Source organism: Chroococcidiopsis cubana SAG 39.79 (assembly GCF_003991895.1).
GTDB classification, from domain to species: domain Bacteria; phylum Cyanobacteriota; class Cyanobacteriia; order Cyanobacteriales; family Chroococcidiopsidaceae; genus Chroococcidiopsis; species Chroococcidiopsis thermalis.
In genome coordinates, this window is sequence record NZ_RSCK01000010.1 from 112,496 (window position 1) to 132,468 (window position 19,973).

A 19,973-nucleotide genomic window follows, 5' to 3' on the forward strand; every position below is an offset into this window, starting at 1 on the left:
AAATGAAACGACAGACAAAATTAAATCGATTACCAACTACCAACTACCAACTACCAACTACCAATTTATGTATCCGTCCCAAACTACCCCTCGTCATTTTCCTCGTTCTATCCCTTAACGCCATCCTCGCTCCAATAGTATATGCAGCCACAGATGAAACATGGCAACGAACCCAAGCCTATGCACTAGGAATTTTAGGTTTCATAACATTGGCACTAGTAATTTATTTATTTGATGTCGTATTTCGACCGGAGCGATACTAATGTCTATATTTCGAGAAATTCTGCGAGGAATTCGTCTAACTCTGGCGCTGTGGTTACTAACAGCAGTTCTTTATCCCGGTTTAATTCTCTTAGTGGGACAATTACCATTTTTACAAAGTCAAGCTAATGGCAGCATAGTAGTAAATTTAGAAAATCAACCTGTAGGCTCGGTTTTAACTGGTCAACCATTTACATCTGAAAGATATTTTCAAAGTCGTCCTAGTACAGTTGACTATAGTACTAGCACAGAAACTACATCCACTGGTGTATCTGGTGCGAGTAATTTAGCTCCTAGCAATCCAGAATTACTCAAACGAATTGAAGCACAAGCCAAACAGTTGCAAGAGAACGGTATTCAACCCACTGCCGATCTGGTTTATACCTCTGGTTCTGGCTTAGATCCTCATATTACATTAGAAGCAGTAGAAGCACAGTTAGTAAGAGTTGCCAAAGCACGGAATTTTTCAACTGATGAAATTGTACCTTTTGTAAATAAGCATACTCAAGGTAGATTCTTGGGAATATTTGGCGAACCTGGAGTTAATGTATTAAAGCTAAATCAAGAATTAGATGTTTTGGAAATCACAAAGGGGAAGTCGTAAGTCAAAAGTCAAAAGTTAAAAGTCAAAAGTTATCAACTACTAACTTCTCACTACTGACAAATGACAAATGACAAATGACAAAAAAAGGTAAGCATAAAATTTTTATTGGTATGGCTCCTGGGGTAGGAAAAACCTATCGAATGCTAGATGAAGGTCACGCCTTAAAGCGAGAAGGAATTGATATTGTTATTGGATTGCTAGAGACCCACGGAAGGAAAGAAACAGCACAAAAAGCGGAGGGATTAGAGATCGTACCGCGCCAACACATTATGCGTAGCGGTATGACATTAACAGAAATGGATACAGAGGCAATTATCAAGCGATCGCCTCAGTTAGTATTAGTAGATGAACTCGCTCATACGAATGTCCCTGGTTCCTTCCACGAAAAACGCTATCAGGATGTAGAAGATATTTTAAGAGCGGGAATTGATGTCTACTCTACTGTCAACATTCAACACCTCGAAAGTCTTAACGATCTCGTAGCGCGGATAACAGGAATTGTAGTACGAGAGCGCGTTCCCGATCGCCTACTCGACGAAGCAGATGAGGTGGTGGTAGTCGATGTCACGCCAGAAACTTTAGAAGAAAGATTGTTAGAAGGTAAAATTTACGCTTCTAACAAAATTGACCAATGTTTGCAAAACTTTTTCCAACGCCGCAATTTGATCGCTTTGCGCGAACTAGCACTAAGAGAAGTCGCCGATAACGTTGAAGACGATGCCCTAGAACTGAGCGCCCGTAACAACGGCAATGACCTAGACGGACAGTATTGTAACATTCACGAACGAGTATTAGTCTGCGTATCAACTTATCCTAACTCCGTTCAGCTCTTGCGGCGAGGGGCGAGAATTGCTGGTTACATGAATGCACCACTCTACACTGTGTTTGTGGAAGATCCAGATAAATTCCTCACTAGGGAAGAAAGCCTACACGTCGAGACTTGTGAAAAATTGTGTCAAGAATTTGGCGGTACATTTATTCGCGTCAAGAATCATGACATTGCCAAAGCGATCGCGGATGTAGCCTGTAAGTATCATGTCACGCAAATCGTCATTGGGGAAAGCCAACGATCTCGTTGGAAAATCCTATTGAAAGGCTCCTTAACTCAAAAATTAGTCCGCCTACTTAAAAATATCGATCTGCACATCATCGCAACCGACAAAAAAGAACCATTATGAAGTCGTAAGTCGTAAGTCATTTTTCTCCCTCAGCAACCTTGCGCCTCCTCAGCTCCCCCAGCTCTCTTACCTCCCTGCTCCCTAACAAATGTACTAGGATAAAACAGAGAAATCTTCCAGATGCAGCAGGCATGAACTTTTTAACTTACGTTCTCCATGTGGTAGGTTCGGGTGCGATCGCGTACTATACTGCTCGACAAATCCGCGATCCCCTCACACGTCCCAATACTCTCGCTGGCTTCCAATTAGCAGAATCAGGCTCGGTTCCCTTCTTGACAAAATTGAGTCAACGTGCTGGCGGAGAAGGCGATGAGTGGTTGGCTGAGAAATTGGCAAAACACGCAGCTGATGAAACTAGGCACGGTCAAATTTTCGCCCATGCTTTGAAACAACTGAATAAACAAGTCATCGATTTCAAGCGGGAGCGCGAAAAAACGCCAGAGGAAAAACCGAAGGAACAGCAGCGCAGTCCCTTTTTTGATGCTTTCTTCAAAGGCTACTCCCCAGAGCAGCTTAAGCCGGAAAATATGGAGTGGAATGTATTTCTAGCTAGCACCTACATTTTAGAGTTGGATGCTAGCAAAGATTTCGTCCGCATGGCAAATGTATTACCTGAAGACGAACCAACTAGCCGTAACCTGAAAAAGAGCCTTCTGAGTGTAGCTCAAGATGAAACTGGTCACGCCAACTACCTCTATGAAGCCATGATGCGGCGAATGCCTGCAAACCAAGTGCAACAACTCGTAGACGAGTGGCGCACCCGCAAAGTCAATGCTCTCATCGCATTTACCAGCAATATGCTTCAAGGCAAAGACAAACCACGTTCTTTAGTAACAGAAGGCGCTCCCGCCGAAACGCCAGCCGACTCTCAACCGCAAGAATTAGCAGCCGTTTAAATTTGTCATTTGTCATTTGTGAGTGGCTAGTGGCTAGTAGCTAGAATCTTTATCTAGTCACTAGCCACCAATCACTAGCCACTAAGAACTGACCTCCATGCCTTACTTAAACGATTTAGCTCAATTTCTGGATCGCTTTTTTGCGATCGAGCGCTATTCTGCTTCTGAAAGGGGTGGTGTTTACATACCATCACCGCGCCCAATTAGTAGAATAGGACTAGCTTTAGAGCCGTGGGAAAATTTGCCACAGTGGGTTGAGAAACAAAAATTGGATGCACTGTTTCTCCATCGTCCTTGGAAATTGCAAGCGAAATTATTGCCAGATATTGGAGTCTTATCCTATCACTTGGCATTTGACGAGTGCATGACATTGGGGTTTAATTCCCGTCTAGCGAATGTATTATCTATGTCAGACTTGGAGGTACTGGGAGAAAAACAAGGGCGAGCGATTGGTGCGATTGGTAACATACCTCAGCAAAAGATCGCGGAATATTTACATTGCATTACCGAAATTTTTGGCGGACTAGAAGAAGTACATCTAAGTAGAACAGTAGAAGTTTCGCGTATAGCAGTTGTAGGAGGAATGAACGATGAACTAGTTAGGGAAGCTGCAACACGCGGCGCTAATTTGTATGTCACTGGACAAATGCGGCAGCCAGCCGTTGAAGCTTTGAAGGAAACGGAAATTAGTGCGATCGCAGTGGGACATCGCCGTTGCGAACAATGGGGTTTAAAATCCCTCGCCGGACTGTTGCGCGATCGCTGGTCTGGGTTATCAGTCATCGGTGAAGAAAGGGAGTAGGGAGCAGGGAGTAGGGAAGAATAATTTAACTCACGCACTACGCACTACTTTCTTATCAACAACGAAACTAATTACGCGATCGGATTTGGCGGTAATATTTTCTCATACGTATATGCTTAAATTTAATGTAAAAAATGTGACTTCAGTAGGTCAAAAACGTTATAATCAAACTCATATTTGGACGAGATTTTTCTAGAATATAACTGTACATTCACGGAAGTAACGAGCAGTTGGTATAAAAAATAAAATGAAGTTACAGTAAAAGTCCGCTTGAAGATTGAATGAAAGTGAAGATAAGTTTATGAAGGAATTTTTATAAGTTCATTAAATTATGTTAGTAAATTAATTCGAGAACATCCCCTAGCGTCGGCAAGTTGGGCAATTTATAGTTTTGCTTGAAGTGTTTGGCGTGCAATATCTGTCAATGCTGCTACACAAATCTTTTACAGAGGAATCATGCAAGCTTCCCCAAACATTACCTCCGCTTGGCAACGGCTCAAAAAGAACGAATTGAGCTGTTCTGAAGCGATCGCCCTTCTAGTAGATAATGAAGGAATTGTCAACCAAACACTACTAGATAAGGAAGTTAGTAGCAGATTTTTGCGCCACTTTCCCGATAAAACTTCCTTGCCTCCAGCTATTCCCTTGCTATTGTGGCGTGGATGTTACTATCTTGGTTCGCCCGTATCCCTCGACTCAGAAACGCTAGCCCAACTACAACAGCGCACGGGTAGCCAAATCGAAGTCATCCCCATTGCTGACAAAAGCTACCGTACTTGGTTTCACTCTCAAAGCCTCAATCCCAATCGGATCAGCTCTATGCCCATAGTTAACCCAATTACGGGACAACTAGAGCAAGAAGACATCAGCGAAACTACAGAAATTTATTTAAGCAAAGCTGGCGATCAAATCGAGCGGATCAAAACGATTATCTCTGGAGCATTACGCAACCGAGCTAGCGACATCCACTTAGAGCCAATGGTAGATGGCTTGAGAGTGCGTTATCGAATTGATGGCGTGCTACGTGACATTACCACCCTACCAATAACAATGAGCCGCCGCGTCGTGATGGCGTTGAAGGTGATGTGCAACATGGACATTGCCGAACACCGCCGCCCGCAAGATGGCAGGATTGAGGAAAAGTATGCTTCAGGCGATGAAGCAGAACTCAACATGGACATGCGCGTCAGTACCCTGCCATGCGTCAATGGCGAAAAAGCAGTTATCCGCCTCTTACCCCGAGAAAACCCCTTTACTCACTTGGGTAACCTGGGCTTTGTTCCAGAAACGATGAACGCCTACAAAGCTTGGTTAGAGCAACCCCAAGGCATGATTATTCTGACAGGTCCCACGGGAAGCGGTAAAACTAGTACACTTTATACGAGTTTGCAGAATGTTGCTAAAGAACACGTTAACGTCGTCACGGTAGAAGATCCGGTTGAGTACGTCCTGCCAGGAATTACTCAAACTCAAGTCCACGAAGCCGCAGGAATGACATTTGCCGCAGGGATGCGGGCAATTTTGCGTCAAGATCCAGACATTATCATGGTGGGTGAAGTTCGCGATAGCGAAACGGCAGAAACCGCAGTCAGAGCAGCGCTAACCGGACACTTGGTATTTACCACTCTGCACACGAATGATGCACTCGGGGCAATTCCGCGTCTGAAGGATTTAGGTATAGATCCTGGTTTGTTGAGCGATGCGTTGTTGGGAGTAGTGGCTCAGCGTTTGGTACGTCGTGTTTGTCCCCATTGCAGCGAGCCTTATACCCCTACAGAAACAGATTTGAAAGTGCTGGGATTGGGACGAGACATACGTACTGATACGTGGCGTAAAGGTCGAGGTTGCTCGATGTGCTTCAATTCTGGATTTTTGGGACGGGAAGCAGTGGTCGAGTTAATTGACGTAGACGATCGCATCCGCGATATTATCTACGAAGGTACGATGACCCAGTTACAGCGCTACCTACGAGAGATTAACTATGCATCTTTCCGCAAGGCAGCGGTAGAGAAGGTGATGGCTGGGTTGACCACCGTACAAGAAGTCTTGCGCGTCCTACCTCGTTGTGCTTTGTACAACAACCATTTTGCCAGTGATAGCTTGGCTGAATCGGAATATGAATTAAACGGGCGCAAGCTGCCTGAATTGGGGAGAATGCAATAGCTCGCGGTATGTATTTCATTTGAATGTAGGGGCGCACAGCTGTGCGCCCCTACATATTTAAAAAAAGAGGGGAAGGATTTTTATTGTCCTTCCCCTCTTTCTTGCGGTTATTTTGATTATTTTCGGCTCGGTCGCCTTCTTTTAACTTTTGACGCATCATCTGCGCCTGCTTCTTCAGTTGTCTGGCTCTTGCCGCACCGCCTCTACCTTTGTCGTTTCTACCTTCGCGACGGGGCGACTCCCATCGTTTGAGTCGCATACTCTGCTCCTTTGCAGCTTTTCTGGTATTGTGCTGATGGGCAGGAGGAGAATCGAACTCCTATGGGTTTAAGCCCGCTTGATTTTGAGTCAAGTGCGTCTACCAGTTTCGCCACCCGCCCTTTTTTTCAGCTTTACCATTGTAATCTATTTTTGTATTTTCTAACAAGTTTTGATATTCGCGACTAGATGCCCAGCGATCGATCTCTCTAGCGCGTAAGACTGGCACGGGATGGGTGAGTTGAGAGGAGTGAGCCGATTTCAGCATTTCGCCAATTTCAGTATTGCTAATATTGTCGTAAGCGCGCGCTTGCTCGATAAAAGCATCGAGATTGAGCTGGGAAGCCAGAACGGGAGAACCACCAGCGAGTTTCATCAATATCGACATCACAACTTTGGGGTCTTGAGTGGCTAGCAAGGCAGCGCGATCGCAGGTAAACTCAGCACAGCGTACCCATTCTAATAGTTGCGCCTGTAGGGTTTGGACGAGTAACTGACCCACATTAGGCAGTTGTCCGGCTGCGAGGACAATCAAATTCACTAACGTCAAATAGACCCCGTGGTCGCATTTGAGATGACCCAATTCGTGAGCAATCACCGCCTGCACTTCCTCTGGTGTCAGCAGATCGATCAGTGAAGTGTGCATGACAATAAATGGCTGTTTGCCCCGCATAGCAAAAGTGTAAGCATTGGGGACTGGGTGCTGTCTGACATACAACTGCGGCGGTTCCAGATCCAAAACCCGACACGCTTCTATTAACAGTTGATGATATTGCGGTAATTGGCGATCGCTCACCAGAATACTTGAGGCAATATTTTCAATATAGAAAAATTGTTCTGCCAACTGTCCCAATAAATTTCGCACCAACAAATCGACACCAGGAATTTGTTTGAGTGCTTTAGTTGCTTCTAAGTCTAAAGGATGACGAAAAGAATCTGCTTTAAGCCCAACTAACTGCGTCTTGAGAGAAGACATGAGTATTGCGAACCAGTTTGTAGAGTAATAAAAGGTAATAAAGTAGATGCGATCGCCGACCCGCTGTCATCAGCAACATCGCAGTCAACATCTCACAGTCAGTATAGCGAATTCAGTTGTCAGCGATCGCTATGCAACTACCAACTACCAACTACCCATTACCAATTCAATCCGGTAGAGGAATTTTCATCGAACCGCAATCTTTGCGATTGCAAAGATACCATTTCGCGGGTGCAACTGCGCCTTCAGTGTCGAAGTACACGAGTCCTTCAGGAATGTTGTAGTAAATTTCCATTGTCACCTCGCAACCGAGGATGCGCTGAAGTAGTTTTTTGAGGATCTCTTGCCTGGAACCGATTGCTGCCGTCACTTCGCGGCTTTTGCAGTGTACCATCAGCTTAGGGCGGTTGGATTGTTCGCAAGACCAAACGTTAAAATCTACAGCCAGACGTAACAAAGCCCTCGTTTGAGGATCGCACATCTCAATTAAGGTATTTTCAATTTCAGCCTTTTCAATTGCGGTTGGTTTTTCTTTGTTGTAAATCAGTTTCATAACTTAATTTCCATACTACTTACCAACATTTTTGAGATTTTTTTACCAACTTTGCGTCACATCTGCCACATTTTTTATCTCGCTCAACTTTTAATATCAATGAAGGCAGGCGATCGCATTCAATCATGCAGAAGTGCTAATTGTGGCTCAGTTTCAGCCTAGCTTATTCTGTATTTTCCTGGCTATTAGTAAATCAGTAATTGTTAACTTGGTTCAAACATTTTCACAAAATTTTACTTCAAAAAATCGGAAAAAGCTGTCTTCTATCTATCGAGAGAAATGTATGACGATACCTTACATTTTTATTAACTGTTCTTTCAGTACAAGCCATCATGTGCGGAGAGTGACATTTCCCGTCAACTGGCAACTCTCCAAAACCCTATAACAATCACCACGACTAAAACACGATTAGCTATCACTTACGTCAGCTATTGTCAATGAGTACATTTTTCATATAATGGATGAAATATAAAAATGAACTTTTATTAAGCTGTTAAGCGAGGAGAAAGTTAAAGATGTATGTCGTGCAAATTGCCTCTGAATGCGCTCCCGTTATCAAAGCAGGCGGCTTAGGCGATGTCGTCTACGGGCTGAGTCGGGAATTAGAGATTCGGGGAAACAGTGTCGAGCTGATCCTGCCCAAATATGATTGTATGCGCTACGACCACATATGGGGATTGCACGATGCCTACCGCGACTTATGGGTTCCTTGGTACGACGGTAGAGTTCACTGTTCTGTCTACTGTGGTTGGGTACACGGGCGAGTTTGTTTCTTTATCGAACCGCATTCTCAAGATGACTTCTTCAATCGCGGCTGCTATTACGGTTGTAATGATGACAATATGCGATTTGCTTTTTTCAGCAAAGCCGCTTTAGAGTTTCTGCACCAGAGTAATAAGCGCCCCGATGTGATTCATTGTCACGACTGGCAAACAGGGCTAGTACCCGTGATGCTGTATGAAATCTACAAATATCATGGCATGGGGAACCAACGAGTTTGTTACACGATCCACAACTTCAAACACCAAGGGATTGCTGGAAACGAAGTCTTACAAGCAACAGGACTGAATCAGGCAGAGTATTACTTCCAATACGACAAGCTACAAGATAATTTCAATCCCTTTGCCATCAACCTGATGAAAGGGGGGATTGTCTACTCTAACGCCGTCACGACTGTATCACCTAACCATGCTTGGGAAGCTCATTATACAGAAGTTGGCAGTGGTCTAGGTCATACCCTACACCAGCATCAAGATAAATTTAGCGGCATTCTCAACGGTATTGATTACGATTTCTGGAATCCAGAAGTAGACCGATACATACCTTTTAACTACAGCTCAGACGATTTTGAGCAAAAAGTCTATAACAAAAAAGCTTTGCGAGAACGGCTTTTACTGCGCGACGAACCAAAAAAACCAGTTATTGCCTACATCGGTCGATTAGATAATCAAAAAGGGGTTCACCTCGTCCATCACGCGATCTATTATGCTCTCCAGAGAGAAGCGCAGTTCGTCTTACTAGGTTCGGCGACAGAACCAGGAATCAACGCTCATTTCAAACATGAGAAAAACTTTTTAAACGATAACCCCGACTGCCATTTAGAACTCGGTTTTAACGAAGAATTATCTCACCTCATCTATGCTGGCGCTGATATGATTCTCGTCCCCAGTAATTACGAACCTTGCGGATTGACGCAGACAATTGGGATGAAATACGGTACTGTACCGATCGTGCGCGGAGTTGGCGGGCTGGTCAATACGGTGTTCGATCGCGACTACGATCCCAACAAATCTCCAGAAGAACGTAACGGTTACGTCTTCTATCAGACCGATTACGGTGCTTTAGAATCGGCAATGGATCGGGCGATTGGTTTGTGGTACAACCATCCTCAAGAGTTTCGCCAGCTTGCCCTACAAGGCATGGCATACGACTACTCTTGGAACCATCCAGGCACGGAATATCTGAAAATTTACGATCGCATTCGGCATCAATAATTGCTTACCCAGTCAATCCTTTGAGGGCGGGTTTTTCAATCTCTTCGTAATTGACAGAGATCTTTGAAAAACCCGCCCCTACAGTAATACGACCAATTACCCATTACCCATTACCCATTACCCATTACTTGCTATAAGTCACGACGCGATCGATCCGAGGTCTGCCGAATCTCTCCCAAGCATTGCCCCCACGTAGAAATAATTCCATCCAACGAATCTGCTTTCCATTCGGATCTTGCCAGCCAGAACTCCCTGGCGCAAAAGCCAACGTCCCTTCGGGAACGCGGAAGCTACCATCCGAATACACCGCATCGCTGACCGTATCCCCTACTCGAATCGTTACCTTAGTTTCTGGTTCTAAGTTGACGCGATCGGCGGAAATGGTGGTTTTAATGTTACCGTAGCCATCGATCCACGCCACGCGATCGCTTGGTGGGTCGGGAATCTGCTGCGGATCTAACTCGTCGCCTAACAAACTCAGATCGTCAGAGGCGATCGCTGCTGCTGCTTGAGGAAATACGTCTCGCGATCGAAATTGCGAACCGCCGCGAGAAACCTTGACAATTTTGATCGTCTGTGCTGCCGACTTAATGAAAGACAGAGTATAACCTGCATTAACTCCCACAACTTTGACGTTGTTGGGTAACAGTACGTATGTCAGTCCCTCCCCTTCATTGTCTTTCCTGGGTTGTGCGTCGTCCTGGCGCGGCGCACAATTATGATAAATTAGCCTTTCTGCTGTACCGGGATTTAGTCCGAGTTGAGCCACCCAAAAGCCAGTGGCTAGCGTGCTGAATGGTGGTACGGAAACCCAATGAATTTGCGCTGTTGGTAACGACATCAATAGCCGTTGGGTAACTTCAGCAAAAGCTGGGTCGCCATTTCCATAATCTGCAATCAGGTTAATTTGCATAAGTTATTAGCATATGTAATTGGTCACAGCCTGTAAGATTCGTTCCGCTGCGTGTCCGTCTCCAAAAGGATTAATAGCTGTTGCCATTTTTTCGTATGCAGTTGGGTTACTTAACAACTCAGCCGCCGCCATCACGATTTCTGCCGTTTGAGTTCCAATCAATTTTGCCGTTCCAGCCGTCACTGCTTCAGGTCTTTCTGTCGTTTTACGCAAGACCAAAACTGGTTTACCCAAACTCGGTGCTTCTTCTTGCAAACCACCAGAATCAGTTAACAGCAAGTGCGATCGCTGGATCGCCCCTACTAATTCTCCATAATCTAGCGGATCTGTCAAGAAGACTCTCGGATGCTGACCTAAAATCTCTTGTAGCGGTTCGCGCACGATCGGATTGCGATGCAATGGCAACAATAAAGCTGTATCCTCAAACTTTTCTAGTATCTGCAAAAAACCTTGGGCAATTCCCTGAAGCGGTTCGCCCCAGTTTTCTCGCCGATGCACTGTAGTTAATAAAACTCTATATTTGTCCCACTCTAAACCATCGATCTGACAAGCTGGTTGCTGTTCTGCTACCGATAGCAATGCGTCAATGACCGTATTACCCGTTTGATGAATTTCTCCTAAAACGCCAGAACGTTGCAAATTCTCTACTGCTTGCGGCGTGGGGGCAAAGTGCAAATGTGCCAACTGAGAAATCAATCTGCGATTTGCTTCCTCTGGATATGGATCGTATATATTGTCTGTTCTCAGTCCCGCCTCTACATGTCCTACCGGAATTTTTTGATAGAATGCTGCCAAAGCAGCTGCAAAAGCCGTAGTAGTGTCCCCTTGAACTAAAACTAAGTCCGGCTGCTGCTGTTCAAACAGGGTTTCCAATCCTCGCAGACTGCGACAAGTAATATCGCTCAGAGATTGTTGCGATTGCATAATTTCCAAATCTGCATCTGCCTTAAGGTTGAATAGTTGCATGACTTGAGCAACCATTTCTCGATGCTGTCCGGTTAGAACAACTTGGGTATCAAACTGAGGTGCGCGTTGAAACACCTGAATCACTGGTGCTAGCTTAATTGCTTCTGGGCGAGTGCCTAAGATAATGCAGACTTTTTTCATTGAGCTGGTTTTGCTAGTGGTTCATTGGTCAATGGTAATTGGTCAACGGTCATTTATCGTACAGTAAATATCAATGTCTTACCCTTACTACAAAAACCATGACTCAGCTCGACCGAGCAGCTATGCAAGCTCGAAATAAATTACTCGCTATGTTTTTACTACTCTGCATTTTAGACGTTACATTAGCGATCGCAGTACGGGACAGGTGGGCTATCGGTCGTATCTTACTAACAATTGTCGTGATGTATTTTGTGATGCAGGGGCGAAAATGGGCAAAATGGCTTCTAATTGGTATCTGTAGTTTGTTTGTTGTCAGTCTAATCGTAGTGATTGTGGCACTGAGTTCAAGGCTTTCTACTATTTCGATCGTTGGAAGTTCGATCGCGATCGTTCTTAGCGCTATTATTCCGGTCTATATGGCAAGTAGCAAAGATTTAAATCGTTATTTTGCTTATAAAAGACAAGGTTATTCCCAATAGACCCGATAGTATATCGTTAGCTACTTATCGACAGCTCTACAAAAATGAAAAAACCCAGCTGGTCACTGGGCAGATGCATTATTTGGATGAAATAAACTTAGCTTCCGCTAGAACTTTGGCTCCGTATCGCAGGTCAAAGGACAAGCTGCATAGACGGAAGTATCAATGTCATCTGCCTCGCCATGCAGCCAGCTCAACCATTTAACTTCATGTGGGTGAATTCCTTTCAAAGTCAACATGCTAGCTCCAATCAGCACTGCCAAAACGTTGAAACCAATTACACTTCCTGCTACTAATAAAACCGCACTTACTGGCATCACAGATTGCAGTACCATCGACAACAAGAAGGCTACTGTAGCCATCAAAACGACTAAAGGAAAGCCCACAACGAGCAAACAAACTGCTAATGTGAAACTCCAGATTAAAAAGCTTTTGAGTGTAAATAAAGAAGAAGATGTCCCTAAATTGGAGCTTTGAGTTAAAGCCATAGTTTCTCTCCAAAGTCAATGCAAAAATTCAAATTTGTAAAATTCTGTACGCCGAGTCGGAGCCAGTTAAGCCCTATTGAAAATTAGTATACAGATACCCATAGATAAGATGATCGGATAGTTATTAATCTTTACACTAGATAATTTCTGTTTATAAATCCGAACGGAAAAGCATATGAAAATGCTTTGCAAGTCACAACATCTATCTTGAGATATATAACCTCAAAGTCTTTTAGATACTAGCTTTCACAAAGATCGAGCGATAAATCTTTTGTGAAGCAGAACCACGAGTCAATCCAGAAAACGATCGCACCCTTATTGGCTTAACATTTCGTATAAATACAGTGGTGGTTTCTCATAATTCCTCCCAGACTTATTGACCAAAAAGAAAGCGATCGCCCACCTTAATTCCTCATTTTGATAATCGTTAGATTAAAACTATCCTCAAAGCAAGTTCATGAATTTTTATAACTGAATTTTTATAACTAGTGAATAGTGAGTCACAAGTGGCTAGTAGCCAGTGGCTGAATTCTTCATCTAGTCACTAGTCACCAGTCTCTAGTCACTGAATAACTGATAACTGATTAGGGGAAAACTAAACGTGTAATCACACAGACTTGAGGCATATGACAGAACCCCAACGTCAGCCAAATTATCCACCTCCCGCACCCCGCGTTCCTCCCATACCACCACCACCGCAGCGAATGAATTCCAGTGGAGATACGGGAGTGGTGAGTTCGACGCAGCCAATCCAGCCGATACCCAGCACCCATGTAGCGGTGAATGTGACAGGGGTGAATTCGACGCAGCCAATCCAGCCGATACCCAGCACTCATGTAGCGGTGAATCCGCCGGAAGAACCGTTACCCTTACCATCTACAAGTCCTCGTCTCAACGTACCTAGACCAGCACCACCTAGTGCTGTCCGTCCCAGACAAAGTAAAATTAGTAACGCGCCTACATTAGAACAATTGGTACGAGAAGCATACGATCGCGGTATTTCCGACTTACATTTAGGAGTAGGTGAAGTACCGCGCTTTCGCGATCGCGGTCAAATTATACTTACCGATCATCCCCCGATCGACGAAGAGATTTTTTTCAGTTGGCTGCGAGAAATTCTGAGCGATCGGCAAATCGAGCAATTCAAAGAAGATTTAGAATTTGACGGTGCAACCCAATATGAAGGATTGGTGCGGGTACGGATCAATATTTTTGTTGCTCTGAATGGTCCAGCAATGGTACTGCGGCTGATTCCGTTAAAAATCTTAACAATGGAACAACTGAATTTGCCACAGGTATTTAGAGATCTATGCCACTACCACAAAGGATTAATTTTGGTGACGGGACCGACAGGTTCGGGTAAGTCTACCACGATGGCAGCAATGATCGACTTTATCAACAAGACGATGCCGAAGAATATCATTTCAATTGAAGATCCAGTTGAATTCGTGCATGTTAGTCAAAAGTCGTTGATCAAGCAACGGGAAGTAGGAATTCATACATTAAAATTCGATAACGCCCTCAAAGCATCCTTGCGAGAAGACCCAGATATCATTCTGATTGGGGAAATGCGCGATCGCGAGACAGTGAACACAGCCCTCAAAGCAGCACAAACCGGACACTTAGTATTTGGTACGTTGCACACAAACAGCGCTGTAAAAACTATCGAACGGATCTTGAACCTTTACAATCCCGAAGAACAGGGACCCATGCGAATTCAGGTGGCTGAATCGCTCGTAGCAGTCATCGCTCAAAGCTTAGTTCGTACTACAGATAGCAAACGAGCAGCCGTACACGAAATTATGATTAATACAGACGCAATTAAAGATTACATTATACGTAATCAGGTTGAAGAAATAGAGGCAATTATTCCTCGTTGTGGCTTCGAGGGTATGTGTACCATGAACCAGTCTTTGTATCAGCTATACGAACAAGGACGAATCACGGAAGAAACAGCCCTAGAAGCCTCACCCAAACCCAATGAAATGGCTATGACCCTCAGAGGTCGAGTCTAGGAAGAGGGGTGAGGAGTGAGGAGTGAGGAGTGAGGGAAATTTTAGATTTTGAATTTTGGATTGCTCATTTTGAATTGCTCCTCTGCTTCCTTGTCCCCCTTGTCTCTTTTGTTCTCCCTCGTCTCTCTTGTCCTTACTCTAACCCCCGCTAAAATTGAGTCATTCCAAATCGCTCCAAGTATTTAAAGGCATCGCCCTGTTTACGCCGGGGGGGGATCTGATTTATTGTATCGATCGCTCTAAACAGCAGCGCTGGCATTTACAGTTATGCATGGAGCTACAACAAATACTAGGACTGCCAGAGCCACCCCACTTTCTCGTTCCTTGCTACACAGCAACGCTAGATTGTTGGTTAGATCCACAGACTCAGCACATCCAAACCTTTGCTGAAGCTTATCCATTAGTGATGCGCCATCAGGCATTACTCAATGCAGTTTTTGATGTCGGAGAATTAGTGTGGCAGGCAGCTCCTTGGTCGGAAGAATTTTGCGATCCGATCGCATTAGCTACCTATCGCGCTTGTTTTCCCCAATTGTGGGACGATCGTGGTTTGATCGTGCGGTTCGATCCATCCACTGCTACCCCACATATGAGATATGATGCGACTGCTAATTTCTCTCAGACGGAGCTAAAAGCACCGGAAATAGAAACCACAGTTACAGCTACAGAGGCAACCCCAGCAGAATCTCAATATTCCGAAAAGCTAGGTTACGTGCTGCGCTTATTTGTAGCGGGACACAGTGTAAATACCGAGCGAATCCTTCAGACTTTACATCAGCTGCTAGAACAATCGCTACGCCATCCTTACACCTTAAAAGTTGTCGATGTCTTTAAACATCCAGAGCAAGCCGAACTATATCAAGTTTCTGCTACCCCTACTTTAGTCAGAGCGTGGCCTCACCCAGTCCGAAGACTCGTAGGTGACTTAGATAACACGGCTAAGATTTTGAAATTGCTGATATCGCCGGAATTATAGGAGACCAGGGAGACCAGGGAGACAAGGGGGACAAGGGAGAGAAGAGAGCTGAGGGAGCGATCGGGAGCGCAAGGTTGCTGAGGGAGCAAGACAAGTCACAAGTCACAAGTCAGAAGCGATCGCGCACCACTCACTACACCCCACACCCCACACCCTACACCCCACACCCGATTCTTCACTGCTCGTGCGCTCCCTGACTAATCCTGCTGGTGGGAGAACAAGTAAGCACCGTAAAGAGATAAGGCGATCGCGACTATGAATAAAACAAGAATGCTATACCAAGGAAACTGCGATAGTGGTAAATACGCAGCCGCTCTTAGCCCAATACTGGTGTAGGTTAGTGGTAAAAGGTAAACAACCACTTTGAGGAAACCTGGTAGCGTCCCAGGCTCGAAAAATGTGGCTCCCAGGAATGACATTGGCACGATGAGAAAGTTGTTAACCAAACCTACGCTTTCGAGCGATCGCACCTTTAACCCAACTATTACCCCCAACCCGGCAAATACAGCACAGTTCAAAATTAACAGCAGCCAGAACAAGGGATTGAGAAAACTCCAAACCTTACCAGTAAAGATCGCCGCCACTAAAACCACCGCCGCTGAAGTCATTAACCCCCTCACAACTCCAGCTAGCATTTTACCCATGTGTAAGGCAAGGGGATGAACGGGGACTAAGAGCAATTCCTCAAAGGTTTTGGCAAATAGGCGATCGCCACAAATTGAAAATGTCGTGCCACCAAAGCTAATGGTCATGGACGATAGCGCCGCCATTCCAGGCAAGATAAACTCTAGATAGCTATCACCTACAGCAGGCTTGGGCAACGAACTTCCCAAACCCAGACCAAACGCCAAAATATAAATCAAGGGCGACACTAAGCCTGAAGCAGCAACTTGGGCAATCCGCACTCGTAATTCTAGCCAATCGCCCCAAAATATCGTTAAACTATCTGCTATCAGGGTTTGTAGATAACTCTTTCTTGCTTTTAACGTGCCAACTTGAAAATCCACTTACTTTGAGTCCGAACTACGAATTCATACTTCTTAATTTTATGAAAAATCAGGGATCGGGAAGCTGGGAAAGAGAGTGACTAGTGGCTAGAATTTCTTCCTTGTCCCCCTTGTCCCCCTTGTCCCCCTTGTCTCCCTCGTCCCTAAGTCTTTCTTATCCCTACACCCTACACCCCTATCAACGATGAGACGTAAAGCTACTACTAGAACTGCACCTGCTCCGAAGTCTTCACCAGTCAAAACTGCCTTTAATTACCTTTCGGTTATGGTACTGGCGGCTGTGTTGATCTTAGGAATTGGTATTGGCATTGCTTTTAGTTCCACGACAATTACCGATACTCGAAACGTTGCCTCTCGCGAGTTTATCGATCGCGCCGCACCTAATGCCGATCTGTGCGTGCAGTATGGCGCTAGTGCAATGGTCATGGATACTAGACTATTTGTTTCTCTCAACCCCTTCAACGTGTATGTATCTCAGCCTAGTATGCGCCCAGGTTGCGTGCTGAGAACCAACAGCTGGAATCTTTTAGAAGACCGTAAATTAGTGACTAACGAACAAGTGCGAGATTGCAAAAACCGAATGAATACGTTTGGTTTTACGGGAGATTTAGGCACTTCTCCAGAAATTAATTGCGTTTATCAAAATGACGGAGCCAAGAATTTCTATCTGACGCAATCTGGCGGTACGCCTGGTCAGACCGAACAATTCTAAAAGCTAAAAAAGGCTAATAGGGTATTTATGGGGGCGTACAGCTAGCTGTACGCCCCCTAAAACTAATGAATTACTGCAAGCGATGTCCGCAAGCAGAACAGAAGCGATCGCTCGGACTGACTTCTGTACCGCACTGACTGCAAAAGCGGTGCGTACCTGAGACTGCTTTATCCATGCGCAGTTCCATGTTACCCATGCGCATTTGCATTGGATTCATACTCATTTCCATGTCACCCATTTTCATAGGCTTCATTGGCTCCATCGGTTTCATCGGCTCCATTGGCTCCATCGGTTTCATCGGCTCCATCGGTGGCATCAATGAGGTAGGAATATAATCGACCTGCTGTAGTTGAATTTGTTGAGCGCCTTGAAGTGAAGGAGATTCAGCCATCATGCCCATACTATTACCCTGGATTTGGATAAAGTATTGTCCCTGACTAGTCGTAATTTTGACGACTACACCGCTAGCATTTCGGAATGATTCTGGGGATGCTGTCCAACTTCCCGTCACAAAACTTTGACTCGATTGTTGCTGCTGTCCGAGGCTACTACTAGCAGTAGTCACAATTGTTTGCTTACCTTGATTGTCGAGGTAGGCTCTTTGACCCGTGCCAATCTCGCATACGTAAGCCATGAGAACCTCTTTACTGATTAATTCCTAATTACTATTATTATCTAATCTTCTTGCAGTTAAAGAGCGATCGCTTAACATTTATCAGTTAACAGGGAGCAGGGAGTAGAGGGCATTACTCGTGACTCGTGACTCGTGACTTGATTGTGTTTCCCTTGTCCCAATTTTGACTTTTGACTTTTGACTTTTGAATTCTCTTCTCGCTACACTCTTCTATAGAGCTGAATCTGTAATCTTTCTCTTCCTGGAATTTCCCTTTCTAGATCCACAAAAGTTTTTTCCAGCTTGTAGTTTTGTCGAAGATAGTTTTTCATTCTATCTAAAATATTTTTATTTTCAGTGCGATCGCTAGACACGATCGCATAAAGTGGTTTTTTTGCCATAATTGTATCTAGCTCTCTAGCCGGATCTTGACCGGTGATTTTTGCTAGTTTTGTGGTGATAAATAGAGGAAACGCATATCTAGTTGGTACTTGAGCTGGTACTAAGCAGTAAATTACTGCGTGATAGTTAAAGACATATATATAATCTGTAGAACTCACTCTTTGATTCAAGTATCGAGCAATTGCAGAGGGAGTGTTTCCCCAATCTTCTATTCCTTTAATACCGCGAAAGTATATATACTTTCCGCTGAGTTGAATTTGAGGATATAAATTATTAAATATCGGCGTTACTAAGATGAAAGTCAATAAAAGAATGTTTTTAAAATTCGTAAATTTATTGATTTTTAAAACTATATTGTTAATTAAATAAGCATTTAACAAAGCCAAAGAAGGTAAAACTTGAATAAAATAGTTTGCATAAAAGCTTTTAGGAGAAGAAACACCAAGAATGGCTGCAAATATCCACACAAGTATATAAACTAGCTTTTTATTCTCGCCTAAGTTATTTCTACCAATTGTTCTCATATAAAGAGGTGTTGCGAATAAACCCAATAATAGAAATAAGTTCCTCTTAATTTGAATTGTCAATCCCGATGCCAAGCTTGCCAATGTCACTCTCTCACCAGTGACACGCAATAAGTTAGCTGTGAAATTAGCAGATACATAATCGTTGAAGTGACCGTTAATCCAAAAATAAACTGCGATTAAGATAGTAGGAAGGATAAAACCAGAAAGCAGAAACACGTAGCTTCGCCAAAGGTGTTTGAATCGATACTTTTTAGTTTTTGGTGGCAAAAACCGCAAAGCGATCGCCGTTAAAATTACAATAGCAATGAACTCAAATATCACGACTTGCTTAATTGATAGTGCTATTCCCATTGCCAAACCAATAGTAAATAGCCGTAGGAAATTGCGGCGCACTGAACCCTCAGTATTTATTTGAAATAACTGGTAAAATGAGAATGTGGTAAAAACGGCAAAAAATATTTCTGTATTAGCGGCAAGTTCATCGTTCCCTGTTGAAAAAGTAGCGTAAAGCAAACCTGCTATTAATCCAAGTTGACGCTGACCGTTACCCAGTAATGTACCAAACTTATATAAGAGAAAGCAGGTCAGTGCAACAGCCAAACAAGCCATAATAGCTGTTGAAAAAACTGAATTGCCGAATAGAATTATACCCAGACAATAAATTAGGTATATCCCAATGGGTTTGTTGTCCCAAATTTCTGTATAAGGAAGTTTACCCGCCAGAAAATCTCTGGCTATCAAAAAGTACAAACCTTCATCACCGTTGTTGTTGATCCCAAACTCAAAGAAGGCTGGCAACCGTAAGAGAAAAACTAAAATCGTAAAGCCTATACAAACTAATAAATCTATCTGTTTGACTTGCTTTAATCTCATATTCATTCTGAAATTAATAAGATTTAGTCGAAAAAATAGCCGAGCTCGAATTACAAGGAACAATCAAAGCTAATACTTTTCCAAAAAAGTTAGATCAAAAATATCCCATGTAGGTTTAAAATCTCTGTAATTTTCTATACAAAAGATTGAGAAATACACTAATAAATTGTTTCTGA

General features: G+C 43.9%; 22 protein-coding genes and 1 tRNA gene. 12 read left to right on the plus strand and 11 right to left on the minus strand.

All coding sequences use genetic code 11. The features are described 5' to 3' along the window. Positions 1 to 2 precede the first annotated feature (2 nt). The 6 genes from DSM107010_RS09275 (at position 3) to DSM107010_RS09300 (ending at position 5,904) form a co-directional block, all read left to right on the plus strand. Positions 3 to 263 (plus strand): potassium-transporting ATPase subunit F, encoded by a 261-nt coding sequence (locus DSM107010_RS09275; RefSeq protein WP_106218051.1) that lies wholly within the window; start codon positions 3 to 5, stop codon positions 261 to 263. Continuing rightward, the gene (gene kdpC / locus DSM107010_RS09280; protein ID WP_127022832.1) at positions 263 to 865 is read left to right on the plus strand and encodes a K(+)-transporting ATPase subunit C; all 603 of its coding nucleotides are present in this window, start codon (positions 263 to 265) and stop codon (positions 863 to 865) included. Before DSM107010_RS09275 ends, kdpC begins: the two co-directional genes overlap by 1 nt. A 74-nt stretch (positions 866 to 939) precedes the next feature. Further along, the gene (locus tag DSM107010_RS09285) at positions 940 to 2,043 is read left to right on the plus strand and encodes a universal stress protein (protein WP_127022835.1); all 1,104 of its coding nucleotides are present in this window, start codon (positions 940 to 942) and stop codon (positions 2,041 to 2,043) included. Between the two features lie 131 nt (positions 2,044 to 2,174). After that, complete coding sequence (locus DSM107010_RS09290) at positions 2,175 to 2,939, plus strand: ferritin-like domain-containing protein (RefSeq protein ID WP_015155189.1); 765 nt, start codon at positions 2,175 to 2,177, stop codon at positions 2,937 to 2,939. A 97-nt stretch (positions 2,940 to 3,036) separates the two neighbouring features. Continuing rightward, complete coding sequence (locus DSM107010_RS09295; protein WP_015155190.1) at positions 3,037 to 3,741, plus strand: Nif3-like dinuclear metal center hexameric protein; 705 nt, start codon at positions 3,037 to 3,039, stop codon at positions 3,739 to 3,741. Positions 3,742 to 4,197: 456 nt separating this feature from the next. Continuing rightward, complete coding sequence (locus DSM107010_RS09300) at positions 4,198 to 5,904, plus strand: GspE/PulE family protein (RefSeq protein ID WP_015155191.1); 1,707 nt, start codon at positions 4,198 to 4,200, stop codon at positions 5,902 to 5,904. Positions 5,905 to 5,953: 49 nt separating this feature from the next. On the opposite strand, the gene DSM107010_RS09305 is transcribed toward DSM107010_RS09300, so the two are convergent. The 3 genes from DSM107010_RS09305 to DSM107010_RS09315 all read right to left on the minus strand — a co-directional run bounded on the left by DSM107010_RS09305 (position 5,954) and on the right by DSM107010_RS09315 (position 7,138). Then, positions 5,954 to 6,163 (minus strand): hypothetical protein, encoded by a 210-nt coding sequence (locus DSM107010_RS09305; RefSeq protein WP_106168704.1) that lies wholly within the window; start codon positions 6,161 to 6,163, stop codon positions 5,954 to 5,956. 37 nt (positions 6,164 to 6,200) lie between these two features. Further along, positions 6,201 to 6,284 (minus strand) — tRNA-Leu (locus tag DSM107010_RS09310). Further along, the gene (locus tag DSM107010_RS09315; RefSeq protein ID WP_015155193.1) at positions 6,263 to 7,138 is read right to left on the minus strand and encodes a M48 family metallopeptidase; all 876 of its coding nucleotides are present in this window, start codon (positions 7,136 to 7,138) and stop codon (positions 6,263 to 6,265) included. Before DSM107010_RS09315 ends, DSM107010_RS09310 begins: the two co-directional genes overlap by 22 nt. 46 nt (positions 7,139 to 7,184) lie before the next feature. Here DSM107010_RS09315 and DSM107010_RS42135 point away from each other — a divergent pair, with 46 nt between their 5' ends. Further along, positions 7,185 to 7,316 (plus strand): hypothetical protein, encoded by a 132-nt coding sequence (locus DSM107010_RS42135; RefSeq protein ID WP_256498136.1) that lies wholly within the window; start codon positions 7,185 to 7,187, stop codon positions 7,314 to 7,316. Here the strand turns inward: DSM107010_RS42135 and DSM107010_RS09320 are convergent. Then, a complete protein-coding gene (locus DSM107010_RS09320) occupies positions 7,305 to 7,691 on the minus strand; it encodes a hypothetical protein (RefSeq protein ID WP_015155194.1) in 387 nt (128 codons plus the stop codon). The two genes, DSM107010_RS42135 and DSM107010_RS09320, sit on opposite strands and share 12 nt — an antisense overlap. Before the next feature lie 515 nt (positions 7,692 to 8,206). On the opposite strand from DSM107010_RS09320, the gene glgA reads away from it, so the two are divergent. Beyond that, complete coding sequence (gene glgA, locus DSM107010_RS09325) at positions 8,207 to 9,685, plus strand: glycogen synthase GlgA (RefSeq protein ID WP_015155195.1); 1,479 nt, start codon at positions 8,207 to 8,209, stop codon at positions 9,683 to 9,685. Positions 9,686 to 9,809: 124 nt separating this feature from the next. On the opposite strand, the gene DSM107010_RS09330 is transcribed toward glgA, so the two are convergent. Both DSM107010_RS09330 and wecB read right to left on the minus strand, forming a co-directional pair. Continuing rightward, positions 9,810 to 10,598, minus strand: coding sequence for an SAM hydrolase/SAM-dependent halogenase family protein (locus DSM107010_RS09330; protein WP_015155196.1), 789 nt, complete (start codon positions 10,596 to 10,598; stop codon positions 9,810 to 9,812). Positions 10,599 to 10,604: 6 nt separating this feature from the next. Continuing rightward, positions 10,605 to 11,705, minus strand: coding sequence for a non-hydrolyzing UDP-N-acetylglucosamine 2-epimerase (gene wecB, locus DSM107010_RS09335; protein WP_015155197.1), 1,101 nt, complete (start codon positions 11,703 to 11,705; stop codon positions 10,605 to 10,607). Positions 11,706 to 11,803: 98 nt separating this feature from the next. Between wecB and DSM107010_RS09340 the strand changes: the two genes are divergently transcribed. Further along, positions 11,804 to 12,184 carry a hypothetical protein gene (locus DSM107010_RS09340; protein WP_106169146.1) on the plus strand — a complete coding sequence of 127 codons (381 nt, stop codon included), beginning with the start codon at positions 11,804 to 11,806 and terminating at the stop codon, positions 12,182 to 12,184. A gap of 107 nt (positions 12,185 to 12,291) precedes the next feature. On the opposite strand, the gene DSM107010_RS09345 is transcribed toward DSM107010_RS09340, so the two are convergent. Then, positions 12,292 to 12,672, minus strand: a complete 381-nt coding sequence (locus DSM107010_RS09345) for a hypothetical protein (RefSeq protein ID WP_015155199.1) — start codon at positions 12,670 to 12,672, stop codon at positions 12,292 to 12,294. Positions 12,673 to 13,298: 626 nt separating this feature from the next. On the opposite strand from DSM107010_RS09345, the gene DSM107010_RS09350 reads away from it, so the two are divergent. Further along, positions 13,299 to 14,687, plus strand: coding sequence for a type IV pilus twitching motility protein PilT (locus DSM107010_RS09350; protein ID WP_015155200.1), 1,389 nt, complete (start codon positions 13,299 to 13,301; stop codon positions 14,685 to 14,687). Between the two features lie 154 nt (positions 14,688 to 14,841). Beyond that, the gene (locus DSM107010_RS41155) at positions 14,842 to 15,663 is read left to right on the plus strand and encodes a circadian clock KaiB family protein (protein WP_015155201.1); all 822 of its coding nucleotides are present in this window, start codon (positions 14,842 to 14,844) and stop codon (positions 15,661 to 15,663) included. Between the two features lie 197 nt (positions 15,664 to 15,860). Here the strand turns inward: DSM107010_RS41155 and DSM107010_RS09360 are convergent, their stop codons facing one another. Continuing rightward, positions 15,861 to 16,670, minus strand: a complete 810-nt coding sequence (locus DSM107010_RS09360; protein WP_015155202.1) for an ABC transporter permease — start codon at positions 16,668 to 16,670, stop codon at positions 15,861 to 15,863. Positions 16,671 to 16,757: 87 nt separating this feature from the next. Then, positions 16,758 to 16,910, minus strand: coding sequence for a hypothetical protein (locus tag DSM107010_RS40900; protein ID WP_206751819.1), 153 nt, complete (start codon positions 16,908 to 16,910; stop codon positions 16,758 to 16,760). Between DSM107010_RS40900 and DSM107010_RS09370 the strand changes: the two genes are divergently transcribed. Continuing rightward, positions 16,855 to 17,382 carry a DUF3172 domain-containing protein gene (locus DSM107010_RS09370; RefSeq protein ID WP_015155203.1) on the plus strand — a complete coding sequence of 176 codons (528 nt, stop codon included), beginning with the start codon at positions 16,855 to 16,857 and terminating at the stop codon, positions 17,380 to 17,382. The genes DSM107010_RS40900 and DSM107010_RS09370 overlap by 56 nt on opposite strands. A gap of 70 nt (positions 17,383 to 17,452) precedes the next feature. Here the strand turns inward: DSM107010_RS09370 and DSM107010_RS09375 are convergent, their stop codons facing one another. Then, a complete protein-coding gene (locus DSM107010_RS09375) occupies positions 17,453 to 18,016 on the minus strand; it encodes a zinc ribbon domain-containing protein (RefSeq protein WP_015155204.1) in 564 nt (187 codons plus the stop codon). A gap of 200 nt (positions 18,017 to 18,216) precedes the next feature. Next, positions 18,217 to 19,860, minus strand: a complete 1,644-nt coding sequence (locus tag DSM107010_RS09380) for an ArnT family glycosyltransferase (protein ID WP_127022838.1) — start codon at positions 19,858 to 19,860, stop codon at positions 18,217 to 18,219. Between the last annotated feature and the right edge of the window lie 113 nt (positions 19,861 to 19,973).

Bases quoted from the DNA above. Each gene is read 5' to 3' on its own strand.
- DSM107010_RS09275 (WP_106218051.1), top strand. From the start codon at position 3: ATGAAACGACAGACAAAATTAAATCGATTACCAACTACCAACTACCAA.
- kdpC (WP_127022832.1), top strand. From the start codon at position 263: ATGTCTATATTTCGAGAAATTCTGCGAGGAATTCGTCTAACTCTGGCG.
- DSM107010_RS09285 (WP_127022835.1), top strand. From the start codon at position 940: ATGACAAAAAAAGGTAAGCATAAAATTTTTATTGGTATGGCTCCTGGG.
- DSM107010_RS09290 (WP_015155189.1), top strand. From the start codon at position 2,175: ATGAACTTTTTAACTTACGTTCTCCATGTGGTAGGTTCGGGTGCGATC.
- DSM107010_RS09295 (WP_015155190.1), top strand. From the start codon at position 3,037: ATGCCTTACTTAAACGATTTAGCTCAATTTCTGGATCGCTTTTTTGCG.
- DSM107010_RS09300 (WP_015155191.1), top strand. From the start codon at position 4,198: ATGCAAGCTTCCCCAAACATTACCTCCGCTTGGCAACGGCTCAAAAAG.
- DSM107010_RS09305 (WP_106168704.1), bottom strand. From the start codon at position 6,163: ATGCGACTCAAACGATGGGAGTCGCCCCGTCGCGAAGGTAGAAACGAC.
- DSM107010_RS09315 (WP_015155193.1), bottom strand. From the start codon at position 7,138: ATGTCTTCTCTCAAGACGCAGTTAGTTGGGCTTAAAGCAGATTCTTTT.
- DSM107010_RS42135 (WP_256498136.1), top strand. From the start codon at position 7,185: ATGCGATCGCCGACCCGCTGTCATCAGCAACATCGCAGTCAACATCTC.
- DSM107010_RS09320 (WP_015155194.1), bottom strand. From the start codon at position 7,691: ATGAAACTGATTTACAACAAAGAAAAACCAACCGCAATTGAAAAGGCT.
- glgA (WP_015155195.1), top strand. From the start codon at position 8,207: ATGTATGTCGTGCAAATTGCCTCTGAATGCGCTCCCGTTATCAAAGCA.
- DSM107010_RS09330 (WP_015155196.1), bottom strand. From the start codon at position 10,598: ATGCAAATTAACCTGATTGCAGATTATGGAAATGGCGACCCAGCTTTT.
- wecB (WP_015155197.1), bottom strand. From the start codon at position 11,705: ATGAAAAAAGTCTGCATTATCTTAGGCACTCGCCCAGAAGCAATTAAG.
- DSM107010_RS09340 (WP_106169146.1), top strand. From the start codon at position 11,804: ATGACTCAGCTCGACCGAGCAGCTATGCAAGCTCGAAATAAATTACTC.
- DSM107010_RS09345 (WP_015155199.1), bottom strand. From the start codon at position 12,672: ATGGCTTTAACTCAAAGCTCCAATTTAGGGACATCTTCTTCTTTATTT.
- DSM107010_RS09350 (WP_015155200.1), top strand. From the start codon at position 13,299: ATGACAGAACCCCAACGTCAGCCAAATTATCCACCTCCCGCACCCCGC.
- DSM107010_RS09370 (WP_015155203.1), top strand. From the start codon at position 16,855: ATGAGACGTAAAGCTACTACTAGAACTGCACCTGCTCCGAAGTCTTCA.
- DSM107010_RS09375 (WP_015155204.1), bottom strand. From the start codon at position 18,016: ATGGCTTACGTATGCGAGATTGGCACGGGTCAAAGAGCCTACCTCGAC.